A 14,258-nucleotide genomic window follows, 5' to 3' on the forward strand; every position below is an offset into this window, starting at 1 on the left:
GGCGGGCGCTGCGGGCTGCACGGTCGCCGGGGGCACCGCCGCGGCAGGTGCGGGCGGCGCCGCGGGAACGGACGTCTCCCCCCGTACCGCCGCGCGCGCGGCATGCAGCCCGGCGCCGGGCTGCACGGCCGGTGCGACGGGGGTGGGGGCCGGGGCATGGGCCAGGGCCTCCGGCCCGGGTACGTACCCCATGGCGGGCCCCGTACCGGCGGTCGCGAAGGACGCACCGCGCTCCAGCCGGTCGAGCCGGGCCTGCAGTGAACGCTCGTCGTCGAAGGCCGCGGGCAGCAGCACCCGGGCGCAGATCAGCTCGACCTGAAGGCGCGGCGAGGTCGCCCCGCGCATCTCCGTCAGCCCCTCGTTGACCAGGTCGGCGGCGCGGCTCAGCTCGGCGGCGCCGAAGACGGACGCCTGAGCCTGCATCCGTTCGACGACATCGGCGGGGGCGTCGATCAGGCCCTTCTCCCCGGCGTCCGGCACGGCGGCGAGGATCACCAGGTCGCGCAGCCGCTCCAGGAGGTCGGCGACGAAGCGGCGCGGGTCGTTGCCGCCCTCGATCACCCGGTCCACGACCTCGAACGCCGCGGCCCCGTCACCCGCCGCGAAGGCGTCCACGACGGAGTCGAGCAGCGAGCCGTCCGTATAACCGAGCAGCGAGGTCGCCATGGCGTAGGTCACACCGTCGTCGCCCACACTGGCCAGCAGCTGGTCCATCACCGACATCGAGTCACGCACGGACCCGGCCCCGGCCCGCACGACGAGCGGCAGCACGCCGTCCTCGACGGGGCTGTTCTCCTTGGCGCAGACCTCGGCGAGGTAGTCGCGCAGCGTGCCCGGCGGAACCAGACGGAACGGGTAGTGGTGCGTACGCGACCGGATCGTGCCGATGACCTTCTCGGGCTCGGTGGTCGCGAAGATGAACTTGAGGTGCTCCGGCGGCTCCTCGACCACCTTCAGCAGGGCGTTGAACCCCGCCGATGTGACCATGTGCGCCTCGTCGATGATGTAGATCTTGTAACGACTCGACGCGGGCCCGAAGAACGCCTTCTCCCGCAGATCACGGGCGTCGTCCACACCACCGTGCGACGCGGCGTCGATCTCGATCACGTCGATCGATCCCGGCCCGTTGCGCGCGAGGTCCCGGCAGGACTGGCACTCCCCGCACGGTGTGGGCGTCGGCCCCTGCTCGCAGTTCAGGCAGCGGGCCAGAATGCGCGCGCTGGTCGTCTTGCCGCAGCCGCGCGGACCGCTGAACAGGTACGCGTGATTGACCCGGTTGTTCCGCAGGGCCTGCTGCAGCGGGTCAGTGACATGCTCCTGCCCAATGACCTCGGCGAACGACTCGGGGCGATAGCGGCGGTACAGCGCAAGGGACGACACACCTACGAGGTTATCCGGGCGGACCGACAACCGGCCCCGGACCGGGACGAGACGTCGCCCGGCGCCCCGGAAACACAAAGGCCCCCCACGCACCCGCCAGAGCCGACCTACCCTTGCTGCCTTCCGGCCCTGGGGGAGTTCAGTCAGATAGCGCCACGTGAGGGGCTTGCCCCCCACCCTAGCCGATCCCCGCCCCTCCCGGTCCACAGCCCCACCCCCCGAACCACCCCGGAGGAGCCCGAGCGGACGTCCGAGGGGAACGGGTTCGCGAGCACTCCTCAACGTCTTGTATTGTTTGCCGCGGAGGATTCGCCTAGTGGCCTAGGGCGCACGCTTGGAAAGCGTGTTGGGGGCAACCCCTCACGAGTTCGAATCTCGTATCCTCCGCCATTGCTCTCACCGGGCAATACGTCGAAGGGCCCCACCGCTTGCGGTGGGGCCCTTCGACGTTGATGGTCTCAGTTTTGGTCTCAGTTGCTCCGAGGCGACGCGTCGGCTCGGTTGCTGGTCCGCTCTCCTCCGCCGCGCACCCCCTCACGGCCGACGAGCCAGAGCGCGCTCCCGTTGATCATGGGTACGAGTGGATGTCGATCCCACGGGCCCGATGCTCCGCAGATGGAACAGATCACTCCGTTGAGCGCGAGCGCCCCTGTGGATAACTCTCGTGGCCGAAATCCTCCCTAGTAGTGTCAAGACGTGGCCACTCCCCTGTTCTTCGACACCGCCCTCCACACCCTCCCCTCAGTCCCCGAGGAGGCCGTGGAGCACGGCGAGGTGTTCACGCGGCGTTGGGTCGTCGATCTGATCCTCAACCTTGTGGGCTACACCTCTGACAAAGCCCTCTGCGACCTGAAGCTCGTGGAGCCGGCCTGCGGTTCAGGAGCCTTTCTAGGAGCCGTGGCTTCGCGGATCAGCGCATCCTGCCGCGAGCAAAACCGTCCCATCAGTGACGCAAGCCATGCCGTGCGGGCGCTCGATCTACTGGAACGCAACGTCCGCAGGAGCCGCGAAGTCGTCGAGCAGCACTTGGTCGACGACGGCTGGAACCCCACAGATGCCCAGCAGGTGGCGGCGGCCTGGGTCGAGCAGGGTGACTACCTACTCCAGCCTGAAGGGACCCAGCACGCGGACTACGTGGTCGGCAACCCGCCCTACATCCGCCTGGAGGACGTTCCCGCGGACAGGATGGCGGTCTACCGTCACGCGTGCCCCACCATGGGCGGTCGCGCAGACATCTACGTCGGCTTCTTCGAAGTCGCACTCCGAAGCCTCGGGGCAGGCGGACAGCTGGGCTTCATCTGCGCGGACCGTTGGATGCGCAATCAGTACGGTCGGCAGTTGCGCCACCTGGTAACCAAGAGCTTCAGCATGAACCTGGCTCTGGTCATGCACGATGTGGACGCCTTCGACGACCAGGTCTCCGCGTACCCCGCCATCACGCTGATCAGCAAGCGACCCCAAGGCACCGCTGTGGCAGCGGACACCACGCGAGCCTTCGGTGCTCCTGAGGCCACCGCCTTCGCACGCTGGTACGCGACTGACCAGACAGAGTCGATCACGACACCAGCGTTCCAGGCCGCTCGGATGCCGCACTGGTTCCCGGACGAGGACTCCTGGCCGAGTGCTTCACCTGCACGACTGGCAGTCCTCGAGGAGCTGACAGAGCGCTTCCACCTGCTTGAGAGCAAGAAGTCCGGCACCCGAGTCGGCATCGGCATCGCCACGGGAGCGGACAAGGTCTTCCTCACCGAGGACGGCACGTTGATCGAAGACGACCGGCTCCTGCCGATGGCCATGGTCCGCGACACCACGAGCGGCACGCTCAACTGGAACGGCACCTACCTGGTCAACCCCTGGACGACCAAAGGCGATCTGGTCGACCTCGCCGCGTATCCCCGGCTTGCCAGGTATCTCGACGAACACGGAGCCGCGTTGCGCAAGCGCTACGTGGCGGTCAAGCAGCCACACCGCTGGTACAAAACCATCGACAAGGTCGATCAGGCGCTGACTCGGCGGCCCAAGCTGCTGCTCCCGGACATGAAGCTGACGATCCATCCGGTACTCGACGAGGGCGGACTGTACCCTCACCACAACCTGTACTTCATCGTCTCGGACGTCTGGGACATGCGCGTGCTGGGTGGTCTCCTACTCTCCAAGGTCGCGGAAGCATTCGTGGAGGCGTACGCGGTCAAGATGCGAGGGGGGACCCTCCGCTTCCAGGCTCAGTACCTCCGCAAGATCCGGGTCCCAGACCCGGAAACGATCAGCGAGCGCGACCGAGAAGCCCTGGCGGCAGCTTTCGACAAGCGAGACGTGAGGGCCGCCACGGAGGCCGCCCTGCGCGTCTACGGACTTGCCGAGCTTCCTGACTAGGAGAGCGGATCTTGACGGTCACCCGCCAGGACTTCGAGGACGCGATAGCGACCTATTGGGGCGCCAAGCAGCTGCAGCGGGAGCAGTCCGCGATCAAGGCCGCGGTCGGCGCCGGCACCGCCGGCTCCGTGCGCGGTGGTAAGCACTTCGACGCGATCGCGATCCTCCTGTCGAAGTTCTTCCTCGAAGCCGGCTACCCGCCCGAGAGCATCCGGGTCACCAAGAAACAAGGTCTGGAACTCCCCGGTTACTACCGCCCCCAGAAACAGTGGGACCTCGTGGTGGTCCACGAGGGAGCGCTGGTTGCGGCTTTCGAACTGAAGGCCCTCGGTGGGCCGTCGTTCGGAAACAACTACAACAACCGGGTTGAGGAAGCACTCGGCAGCGCGGTGGATCTGCGACGGGCCGCCTTGGCCGAGCTGTATCCGAAGGAGAAGCCCTGGCTCGGCTACTTCTTCATCATGGAGGACGGCAGCGGCTCTCGGAGGCCGGTCAGCATCGCGGAAGGCGCGCTGCCTGCCGATTCAATCTGGCACGGCACCTCGTATCAGGACCGGTTCGGGATCTTCTGCGAGCGCCTTGTGGCCGAGCAGCTGTACGACGCCGCTTGCTATGTCACGTCCTCAGCCGAGGACCCCAAGCCCGTCGAACTGGTGAACAGCCTTGACTGGCGGCACTTCTCGGCTGCCATAAACGCCCGCCTCACGTACCTGACGGAGCTCGGGATCCCCGGCTAGGAAAGACGAACGGGGCCCCGACCGACCCGGTCGAGGCCCCACATTCGGATGCCCTCGTAGGGGCGAGGACCCTTACCTCTGCCCGTCGCCGTACGTGGCGGGGTTACGCGCCCGGTCCACAGCCTGTGCGCACGCCTCCACGTAGGCAGACGAGACCGCGTCCTCGTCCGTGCCACGCACGTGGGCCTCGATCTCCTGGCCGGGCCGACGCGAAGTGTGCCAGCGCACCGGCAGGTCCGTGTACAGGTCGGGCTCGAAGTCCCATGCCCACGTCGACCATCGGGCAGGACTTCCGACATTGAGCCGTTCGCCGCCTGCCAGGAACACGGCGTGGGCGTGGTGCACCATCCGGCGGTCAGGGATCGCGTGGCGGATCGACTGGGTGCCGCCACCCGCCCCGACCTCCCACTGCTCCCGCTCCATCTCCTCGACCCGAGCCGCTCGACCGGGCCGGTCCTCGCCCCACTGGGCAGCCACCTGCTCCGCGTGCTCTCGGGAGGCGAAGGCCAGACGTCGGCCACCGAGGTCGGCGAGGTAGACCGCTGAGTCGACCGAGGTAGAGCCGGAGCTCCCGGCGGACCCGAGTTCGGCCTGCACCGCCACGTCCGCAGGCGCGGCCCACAGCAGGGCTCCAATCTTGGCGGCGGTCTGCTGCAGGACGGGACCGGTCATGTGCTGGTAACGGCGGTGCATCCGAGCGGACTTACCGGGCTCCCAGCCCATGATGCTGTCGACGACAGCATCGGAGATCCCGAGAATGAGCAGAACCGTGGCCGCCGTGTGACGGGCGTCGTGAAGGCGGCCGTCGCGCACCCCCGCTGCCTTCAGCAGGTCCTTCCACCGGTGAAAGTCGGTGTTCGGGTTCAAGGGTTCGCCGATTGGTGAGGTGAAGACGTACTCCTTCTCCGTCCAGAGGTCCCGAGCGAGAGCGCGCTCTCGGCCCTGCTCCTCCTTGTGTCGACGGAGCAGGGCCATCAGCTCGTCCGGTACACCGATAGGCCGCTGCCCGGCCCGTGACTTCACGCTCTTGGTCTCGCGTCGGACGTTGATCTTCTGCGGGCAGAAGCCGGGCTTGCGCCCGCAGCGGTTGCCGCAGCCGTGCTCGTAGCGGGGCCGCAGGCGGCCTCGTCGGACGCGGATGACTCCGAGTTCGAAGTCGACGTCGGTCCACTGCATGCCGAGGACCTCGCCCTGCCGGAGACCGAGGGCCAGGGCGATGATCCAGCGGGCCGCATTGCGGTGTTTCCCTGCCTCCGCCAAGAGGCGCTGGACCTCCTCGACGGAGTACGGCTCGACTTCGTCTTCTTCGAGGCGCGGGGCCTTCGCGATCGTCGCCGGGTTTCGGATGGCGTGCCCCCGGCGCACGGCCTCGTTGAGAGCGGCACGGAGAGTGCGGTGCACCTGATGGGCCGTGCCGGCGGCGCTGCCGGTCTCCTGCATCTTCTTGTAGAAGCGCTCCAGGTGTTCCGGCTCCAGCTTCTCCAGGCGGTGGGCGCCCAGGCCGGGGACGAGGTGGTGGTTCACCGCGACGCGGTAGCCGTCGATGGTGTTCTCGGAGACGTTCGGCGCTGCGATGTTCTCGACCCAGTGGGTGAGCCAGGTCGCGAGCGTCCAGCTCTGACCGGCCTTGCGTACCGCGCCTTTGTCCCGCTGCCGCTCCAGCTCCCTAACGGTTTTAGTGACCTCCGCACGGGTCTTGCGGCTGACGTGGCGCCGGTCCGGCGAGCCGTCGTTCTTGACGCCGACGGTGATGCGGCCGTGCCAGCGGCCGTCCTTGCCGAGGTAGATGGACGAGGCGCCGTTGGGCTGACGGCCTTTCGCCATCCCGCCCCCGGTCATGCTGCGGCCCCGAAGTCGCCGGCCGTGAGGCGCCGGGCCAGGAAGTCGTTCACCGCCTCCGCTGGGATACGGCGCAAGCTTCCGATCTTCACCGAGGCGATCTCGCCGGAGGTGACGTACTCGTACAGCTTCGTGCGGCCGACACCGATGCGTCGCGCCGCCTCGGCGACGGTGAGGGCGACGAGGGTGGTGTCCCCCTCGGGGGGACGGCGTCCGGACAGCAGGTCCCGCAGGTCGTCCTCGGGGACGTCCAGCAGGTCGGCTATCTGGGCAAGCGGAAGATCGTTTCGGCGCAAGGGAGGGTCCTCTCCTGGCGGGCCATGGGACGGCGAATCCCGTTTGGCCGGCAAGTCGTTCAGGGATGGGCGTGAAGAGATGGAGCTGGACACGACGAGTCCTCGCTGTTCGTAGCAGCGAGGGGTCGCGTCAGCTCTGTTCGGTCGGCGCGTCCATGCGCTCGCCGAGGTAACTGCGGAGCCGTGTCGGGGCACCGAGGTGGTGATGGAACTCGCCGTTCGAGGCAACGGCCAGCTCGTGGGTCAGTAGGGCCTTGACCATGTCTTCCTGGTTGGGGTTCGCCTTCGTGTACTCCGCGAGTTCGTCCTGGATGCGCTGCATGTCCTTACCCAGGGCCCGCCACTCTCTCCATCTCGCGACGTACTCGCCGACCAGGCGGCGGACCAGCGGATTGGCGAGCTGGCCGGGCGGGCTTGTCAGCTCGTCGAAGGTCAGGTCGAAGACCTTGCAGAAGCCGAGCGCTTCGTCGAGGTTGACCCGTCGCCGGGGCTTCCCGCTCTCGATGCGCCAGATCGCGGACTGGTTGACCGGATGGCCGGCCTCGGCCATCTGCTCGGCAAGGGTGACCGTGCTCCATCCGCGCGCCTCGCGTTCGAGCTTGATGCGCTCGGCGACATGGTCCTCGGCCAGCGGCCGGTCCGGCCCCGCGCGGGAGGCGCCTTCTTCACCGCTCATTACTGCACCTCCTCGACAGGGCCCGGCGGACAGCCGGGGCGATGGTGAAAACTAAACACCATTCCGGAGCAGAATGCAACCATTGCGCTTCCGAAAACGTCAGGTACTGTGGACGTCCACCCCCGAACCGGGGTGAACGCAAAAAGCCCCCGACGCTACGAACGTCGGGGGCCAAGCACGAACTCTCGTAACCACCCATCCCTGAACGATTGACCCGCGTGGCCTGGGATTCGCCGTCCCATACGGCCCGCAAGTTGAGGAGTTCCATGTCCAGTATGGACGACCCCCGGCCGAACGCGCCACACCTGGAAGGAGACGGCCGCCAGCCCCCGGTGGGCGACGTCACCGCGGTTCCGCCCCACGACGCGGACGCCGAAGCCGCCGTGCTGGGGGCCTGCATGTTCCAAGCGGCGGTGATCGACGAGGTACGTCAGCTGCTCGACCCGGCCGATTTCTACCGCCCCGCCCACGAGACGGTCTGGCGGGCCGTCCTCACTCTGCACAGCGAGGACAAGCCGACCGACCCCATCGCCCTGTCACACCAACTGCGCGCACAGGACGACCTGGAACGGGTGGGGGGAGCGATGCACGTCCACCGCCTCGCCGACGCCGTCCCCTCGGTCAGCAGCGCCGTCTACTACGCGGGCATCGTGCGCCGGACGGCCGATCTGCGCCGCCTGCGCGCCTCCGGCATCCGGACCGCCCAGCGCGCGATGGAGCCGGGTGCCGACCCGGACGCCCTCCGCAGCGAGGTCGAGTCGGAGGTCCGAATCGAGCGCGAGCGCGCACTCGCCTCCGGCCAGGGCCGACTCTCCCACTTCATCACCGACGGATGGCGATTCGTCACCGAGACCGGCGCCGACACGGAGCCGCTGTGGGGCACTCGCGAGCAGACGGCCTGGTCCTCCGGCGAGAGCCTGATGATCGTCGGAGCACCCGGCGTCGGGAAAACCACGCTGGCGCATCAGGTGATCCTCGCCCGCCTGGGCCTGGCGGACAGCGTCCTGGACATGCCGGTCGCACCGAGTCGGCGAGTGCTGTACCTGGCGCTGGACCGGTACAAGCAGATCGCCCGCGCCATGGCCCGCAGCGTCGGACCCGAGCACGAGCAGCGTCTGCGCGACGGTCTCGCTGTCTGGCAGGGCCCTCTGCCCGCCACGCTGGACAAGGAGCCCAACCTCCTGGCGGACCTCGCCTCCGCTCACCAGGCCGACACCATCGTGATCGACAGCCTTAAGGACGCGGTGAGCACGCTGGTCGACGACGCCCTCGGCGTCGCCTACAACAACGCCCGCCAGCGAGCCATGCGCAACGGCGTCGAGATCATGGAGCTCCACCACCAGCGCAAGGCCACCGAGGGGACCCCACGCGCCCAGAAGCCCACCCTGGACCGCGTCTACGGCTCCACCTGGATCACCTCCGGCGCCGGCAGTGTCCTCTTCGTCTCCGGGGAGGCCGGCGACCTCGCTGTCACCCTGCACCACCTCAAGACACCCACCGGCGAGATCGGCCCCCTCCAGGTCATCCACGACCACGAACGAGGCACCTCGACGCTCGACCCGGCCCTCGACCCGGTCGCCATCCTCCGACAGCGGCCCGACGGCCTGACCGTGCGCGAACTCGCCATGGTCCAGAGCGGCCAGAACAACCCGGAGCGCTCCGCCACCGAAAAGGCCAGGCGCACGCTGGACCGCCTCGTCAAGGCCGGTCTCGCGGACAAGGCCGAAGGAGCCGCAGGAGGAACCGGAGGCGGCCAGCAGACCCGCTACCGCGCCTCGGTCCGCCATATCGGCGCCGTCTCCTGACCTCACCGCCAGACGCAGGGACCGTACACGAGGGCGTACACGCGCCCCTCCCCCCGGCCACCGGCCCACGCCGCACCGCAGGCGTACACGTAACGAACAAAACCCCAGGTCAGACGATCACGCGATCGTTCACGCCGTACACGCCCGCCAGCGTTCACGCGTGAGCCCCCCTTTAGAAGGGGGCTCACGTGTACGCCCCCTCCGTGAACGCCGTGATCGCCTCCGCAGAACCACCTCGGAGAACCCCCGCATGACCACATCCGCCATACCTCACGACACCCCCCAGCAGGCTCACGAGACGCCCCGTGCCCGCCGCGTCCGGGACACGAGGCGAGAAGCAACGCCTCAGCACGCCGCCGAGCGATACGCCCTCGCCGCGGCCGGAACCGTCATCATCGCCCTCACCGCAGGCGGCTTCTGGCTCTCCTACGCACACCTCGCCCAGGTAGCCGGGCAGCATGGACTGGGAAGTTCTCCGGTCCGGCAATGGGCCTGGCCCGCGACCCTGGACGCCTTCATCGTCTCGGGCGAACTGCTGATGCTCCGCGCCGGCCTTCGCCGGGTGACCGACTGGTGGGCGGTCGGTCTGACCGCCATCGGATCGGCCGGATCCATTGCGCTCAACGTGGCCGGAGTGAGCGGCACGGGCCACGAGAACGTCGCACCCCTGCTCGACTACGTGGTCGCGGCGGTCCCTCCGACCGCAGCCCTCCTGGCCTTCGGAGTGCTGATGCGGCAGATCCACCAACTGGTCGACCGGGCTTCCGACTGCCCCGCGACCGGTTCCGTCGAGACGTCGGAATCGCCTGCCCTGCCGCTCGCATCCATCGAACAACCGCAAGCCACCGCATCCGGCTACCGGATCGCGCCGCCCGGGATCTCGAAGAGCCTTGCGCGAGGCGGCCGGCCGGTCAGCGCAACGGTCGAGGAACTGGTCGAGATCGGGCGGATCGCAGCGGCCGAGAAGCGCAAGCTCACACGGGGCATCGTCCAACAGGCCATACGGGGACAAGGGCACACGGTCGGCGGCCAGAGGCTGACCGAGGTCATGGAAATCCTCCGGTCGGAACCCGGCGCCGGTCGGAACGTTGACTGATCGCCCTGACCGGTGGCCGGAACTCCTCCGGCCACCGGTCAGGGCGATCCCCCCGCGCCTCCGCCTGATCGCTCATTCCCACTTACGGCCGTAGCCGTGGCCCCGCACGCCGTTCATCCCGCCCGCACTTCTCCGGAGCGCTATCCGTGACCCATGACCCGTATCTCCCCGACGCCGACATAGGCTCGCCGCTGACACTGACGAAGGCGCCTACGCTGAAGGAACGTCTGCGGCGGGCGTTCGGACGGACGGCTCCTGGCGGAGCCAGTAGTACCCCGAGTCCGACTCTTGGCCGGTCTTCGGGGATCTCCGCCCCAGGGGTGGCGGAGGCGGGCCGGCGCCAGGGGGCGCCGGACCGGGAGGCCGGGACCGAGGGCGGCCCCGACCTGGACACGCTCCACGCCGCCCAGCGCGTGATCCTGCACCCCGCGCACCTCACCGAGACCGTAGTCGCCGAGCCCGCCGCGAAGGGCGTCCAGCCCGCGAACCGCCGCTTCAACGGTCACAAGCGGGTCAAGCGCGTCGGTCCCCTGCGCTTCGTCGGCGAGGAGCTCGCCCTGCTCGAAGCGGCTGCCGCCGAGCACGGCTACCGGGGCGTGTCCGGCCTCGCCGCCGATGTCGTGCTGGCCTTCCTCTACGGGCGCTTCGTCGTGCACCTGCCCCTGTCCGAGGACCGCCGGCGGCTGCACGAGTTCCGCGCCCAGGTCCTGCGTCACCTCCACCGCATCGGCGTCAACGTCAACCAGATCGCCCGCGCCCTCAACAGCGACGTCACCCCCATAGACCTCCGCGAGCGCCTGGACGAACTCCTCCACCTGCTGCGAGTGATCGCCGAGGCCCTGCACGAGCCCGCCGACCCGACGGAGGTCTGACCGCGATGATCGCCGCCATCAAGCCCGCCGGCTCCAACACCCGTGGCCTGCTTGCCTACCTCTACGGGCCCGGCCGCCACGACGAACACCTCGACCCGCACCTCGTCGCCGGATTCGCCATGCTCGGCATGCCCGACCCCGGCCGCGAGGAGAACGTCACCCTCACCCAGCTCGCCCGCCACCTCGACGAACCCGTACGCCTGCGGAACACCGAGTTCGGCAGGCCGGTGACCGACCACGTCTGGCACTGCCCGGTCCGCACCGCGCCCGAGGACCGCCCGCTCTCCGACGCCGAGTGGGCGGACGTCGCCCAGCGCATCGTGGCCGCCGCCGGCATCGCCCCCGCGGGCGACGACCTCGCCTGCCGGTGGATCGCCGTCCGCCACGCGGACGACCACATCCACATCCTCGCCACCACCGTCCGCGAGGACGGCCGCCGACCCCAACTCCACGGCAGCGGTATCCGCGTCGGCGACGAATGCCGCCGGATCGAGAAGGACTACGGCCTGCGGCAACTGAAGCAGGGCGACGGCACCGGCACCCGCCGCCCCACCCAGGCCGAGATGCACAAAGCCGAGCGTCTCGGGTGGGAACAGACCAGCCGCCAGTGGCTCCAGGACCGCATCCGCGCCGCCATCCCCCACGCCAGCGACGTCGAGGAACTCCTCGCCTACCTCGAAGCCGACGGCGTCGAGATCAAGGACCGCCGAGGCCCCTCCGGCGACCTCCTCGGCTACAAGGCAGGCCGCCCCGGCGACCTCACCGGCAACGGCGAGCAGATCTTCCACGCCGGCGGAAAGATCGCCCCCGACCTCTCCCTGCCAAAGCTCCGGGCCCGCCTGGAGACCACCGCGCCCGAGGAACACCCCACAGCCCGCCGCAGCCGACCCGCCACCCCCTGGCACCAGGCCACCGACGCCCTCGACGGCCTCCGCACAGAGGCCAGCGACACGAGCGCCGACGACCGCCGGGACGCCCGGATGCAGGCGAACATCAGTGCCCTGGGCGAGTTGATCGAAGCCACCGCGCAGAAGGCCCCCGTTGCTCTCCGCGCCGAACTGCGAGCGGCCGGCCAGGCATTCGCCCGTGCCCAGCGCTCGCAGATCCGGGCGGAAGACCACGCCGCCCACGCTCTGCGAACCGCGGCTCGCCACATCGCCCACGCTGCCAGCGGCCCTGATGGCAGCGCTCTCGCGGCCCTGACCGCCGCACTCGTCTGGGCCGTCATCGTCGCCGGACGCTGGCACGAGGCCAAGGGGCACGCCCACCAGGCCGACGCCGCGAGGCAAGCCGTCCAGCATCTCCAGTCGGCAGCGGACAGCGCACTCGCCCCGACGCTCACCGCACTCGAAGCCCGACTCCCCAAGGAGGAGGCCCGTCGCACCCTGGCCCACGACGTACGCGCCGCCATCCCGGAACACGCCGAGCGGATACTCGCCGACCCCAGCTGGCCCGCCCTCGCCACCGTCCTCGCCGACGCCGAAGCCGGCGGCCACCAACCCCACCAACTCGTCAAGGAAGCCGCCGCCCGCCGAGAGCTCGGCACCGCCCACCAGCCCGCCCGAGTCCTGATCACTCGCATCCAGCACATGAGTCGCGAGCCCGCGCCCAACCGCCGTGCCGAGGCAGCCCGCATGCGAAGCACTACCGCAGCAGCCTTCGGTGTCTCTTCCTCCACCGACCAGCCGTCGAAGCCGGCCGCGACTCCCACGAGCCGTCCGACCCGCCCACACCGCTGATCCGGACGACACACGAACAGGCAGCGGTCAAGCGGCAGCCGCCATCAGGCCGTGGTCGAATGCGAGCCGCTGCATGCGGGCGGCCACCTCCTGCGGGCCGAGTGCCGCCAACGCCCACAGCGAGCTGAGACTTCGGCCGGAGGACCAGATGTGGGTCATCGGAGGCTGGAACGGCAGGACGGCGATGCCTTCGGCGGCGAACAGCGCCGGGTCGAGATACGTCATGCCGCCGGTCCCGCACACGTACGCGCGGGCGCCAGTGACGGCAGATAGATCAGCAAGTCGCTGGGAGCGGCCCGGCCTGGCGGGAAGATCGCTGCTGGTCAGGATCCGGCCCTGCCAGCCGAGCAGACCGAGCAGAGCACGGGTGGAGATCTCGGCAACTATGGCGGTCCTGCCTGTGCCAAAGGCTTCCAGTACTGGGGCCAGAGCCTGTGCGAGCACAGGCCAGTAAGGCCTCGCACCGTAGTACTGCCGCAGCATCGCCGCAGTTTTCCGGCGGGCCCGGTCAGGATCGTCGATCAGCGCCTCCCGGATGAGAGTCGGCCGTCCTTGGGGAAGGTGTGTGGGGACGGTGAGCCATTGCCGACGATCCGGTTCGTCGAGGGCACCGAGGCGGGCTCGGTGCTGGTAGTCGCGGCGGGTGAACTGGACGTCGTCCAGGACGATCCAGTAGTCCGCCGCGAACAGTTTGGCCAGTGTGGTCAGTCTCGGGAACATATTGGGCTGGTGAATTGCGCACAGCCCGCCCGGCTCGGGCAGGTCAGGAAGAGATGAGACGGCTGGTGAAGCCGTCATGGATGAGGGATTCGTACGCTGCATGCACGTCCTCCGGGACCTCCTGCTCGATGGCGAATCCGAGCTTCGGATACTCGATGACCCGCTGGAGATCGCCGACGAGCATGTCCAGGACGAGCTTCTCGTCGCCGATGGACTTCACGTAGTCGTCGAACTCCAGCGGCTCCGACGCGCAGAGGATCTCGACGTCGGGCCACAGTTTGCGTGCGGTCGCGAACGACCGCCGTTCCATGTAGGGCTTGGAGACCAGCATCACCGTCGTCGGGGTGATGCCGGCGGCGGCGAGGACCTCTCGGGAGAGAGTCACGTTCTGCCCGGTGTTGCCAGCCTCCGGTTCCAGCAGGATCGTCTCGGCGGGGACGCCGAGGGCGATGGCATGCTCACGGAAGTGGACGGCCTCGCCGCGCGGGAAGACCTTGGCAGTGGTGGGGCTGTTGCCGCCAGTGAAGACCAGGGTCGAGAACAGCCCGGCGCGGTAGAGCTCGACGGAGTGGGTCGCCACACCGAGATCATGGCTGCCCAGCCCGATCGCCACGTCCACGGGCCGCAGCTGGTGGTGCATCTGGTGGTAGTCCCAGATCAGCACGGCCCGGTGCCGCTGATCCTCGGTGATGGCCTGCTGGTTGTCGCTCACGCGTCTCTCCCTG

At 69.0% G+C, this 14,258-nt stretch carries 12 protein-coding genes, 1 tRNA gene and 1 other RNA gene; 7 read left to right on the plus strand and 7 right to left on the minus strand.

The features are described from left to right. Together ACFVT1_RS03735 and ffs are read right to left on the minus strand one after the other, a co-directional pair. Positions 1–1,380 (minus strand): DNA polymerase III subunit gamma and tau (locus tag ACFVT1_RS03735; protein ID WP_389792259.1); only part of this gene is annotated, 1,380 nt, incomplete at its 3' end. A gap of 74 nt (positions 1,381–1,454) precedes the next feature. Further along, positions 1,455–1,549: signal recognition particle sRNA small type (gene ffs, locus ACFVT1_RS03740), an RNA gene on the minus strand. A 133-nt stretch (positions 1,550–1,682) separates the two neighbouring features. On the opposite strand from ffs, the gene ACFVT1_RS03745 reads away from it, so the two are divergent. The 3 genes from ACFVT1_RS03745 to ACFVT1_RS03755 all read left to right on the plus strand — a co-directional run bounded on the left by ACFVT1_RS03745 (position 1,683) and on the right by ACFVT1_RS03755 (position 4,490). Continuing rightward, positions 1,683–1,770: transfer RNA gene (locus ACFVT1_RS03745), tRNA-Ser, on the plus strand. A gap of 306 nt (positions 1,771–2,076) precedes the next feature. Then, positions 2,077–3,753: an Eco57I restriction-modification methylase domain-containing protein gene (locus tag ACFVT1_RS03750; protein ID WP_389792261.1), complete on the plus strand. Its 1,677-nt coding sequence runs from the start codon at positions 2,077–2,079 to the stop codon at positions 3,751–3,753. Positions 3,754–3,764: 11 nt separating this feature from the next. After that, positions 3,765–4,490: a PaeR7I family type II restriction endonuclease gene (locus ACFVT1_RS03755; protein ID WP_389792263.1), complete on the plus strand. Its 726-nt coding sequence runs from the start codon at positions 3,765–3,767 to the stop codon at positions 4,488–4,490. A 72-nt stretch (positions 4,491–4,562) separates the two neighbouring features. Here ACFVT1_RS03755 and ACFVT1_RS03760 read toward each other — a convergent pair whose 3' ends face one another. The 3 genes from ACFVT1_RS03760 to ACFVT1_RS03770 form a co-directional block, all read right to left on the minus strand. Next, complete coding sequence (locus tag ACFVT1_RS03760) at positions 4,563–6,314, minus strand: tyrosine-type recombinase/integrase (protein ID WP_389792265.1); 1,752 nt, start codon at positions 6,312–6,314, stop codon at positions 4,563–4,565. A gap of 11 nt (positions 6,315–6,325) precedes the next feature. Beyond that, the gene (locus ACFVT1_RS03765; protein ID WP_389792266.1) at positions 6,326–6,625 is read right to left on the minus strand and encodes a helix-turn-helix domain-containing protein; all 300 of its coding nucleotides are present in this window, start codon (positions 6,623–6,625) and stop codon (positions 6,326–6,328) included. A gap of 130 nt (positions 6,626–6,755) precedes the next feature. Continuing rightward, on the minus strand, positions 6,756–7,301 hold the full coding sequence (locus tag ACFVT1_RS03770; protein ID WP_389792268.1) for a helix-turn-helix transcriptional regulator: 546 nt from the start codon (positions 7,299–7,301) through the stop codon (positions 6,756–6,758). A 275-nt stretch (positions 7,302–7,576) separates the two neighbouring features. Between ACFVT1_RS03770 and ACFVT1_RS03775 the strand changes: the two genes are divergently transcribed. The 4 genes from ACFVT1_RS03775 (at position 7,577) to ACFVT1_RS03790 (ending at position 12,813) form a co-directional block, all read left to right on the plus strand. Beyond that, complete coding sequence (locus ACFVT1_RS03775) at positions 7,577–9,106, plus strand: DnaB-like helicase N-terminal domain-containing protein (RefSeq protein WP_389793321.1); 1,530 nt, start codon at positions 7,577–7,579, stop codon at positions 9,104–9,106. Between the two features lie 250 nt (positions 9,107–9,356). Further along, positions 9,357–10,202: a DUF2637 domain-containing protein gene (locus tag ACFVT1_RS03780; RefSeq protein ID WP_389792270.1), complete on the plus strand. Its 846-nt coding sequence runs from the start codon at positions 9,357–9,359 to the stop codon at positions 10,200–10,202. 320 nt (positions 10,203–10,522) lie between these two features. Then, on the plus strand, positions 10,523–11,074 hold the full coding sequence (gene mobC / locus ACFVT1_RS03785; RefSeq protein ID WP_389792272.1) for a plasmid mobilization relaxosome protein MobC: 552 nt from the start codon (positions 10,523–10,525) through the stop codon (positions 11,072–11,074). Positions 11,075–11,079: 5 nt separating this feature from the next. Beyond that, a complete protein-coding gene (locus ACFVT1_RS03790; protein ID WP_389792273.1) occupies positions 11,080–12,813 on the plus strand; it encodes a relaxase/mobilization nuclease domain-containing protein in 1,734 nt (577 codons plus the stop codon). A gap of 27 nt (positions 12,814–12,840) precedes the next feature. Here ACFVT1_RS03790 and ACFVT1_RS03795 read toward each other — a convergent pair whose 3' ends face one another. Next, positions 12,841–13,533, minus strand: coding sequence for a WbqC family protein (locus ACFVT1_RS03795; RefSeq protein ID WP_389792275.1), 693 nt, complete (start codon positions 13,531–13,533; stop codon positions 12,841–12,843). A 43-nt stretch (positions 13,534–13,576) separates the two neighbouring features. Further along, complete coding sequence (locus ACFVT1_RS03800) at positions 13,577–14,245, minus strand: YdcF family protein (protein WP_389792277.1); 669 nt, start codon at positions 14,243–14,245, stop codon at positions 13,577–13,579. Positions 14,246–14,258 lie beyond the last annotated feature (13 nt).

The sequence above is a fragment of the Streptomyces sp. NPDC057963 genome (genome assembly GCF_042887155.1).
GTDB lineage: Bacteria > Actinomycetota > Actinomycetes > Streptomycetales > Streptomycetaceae > Streptomyces.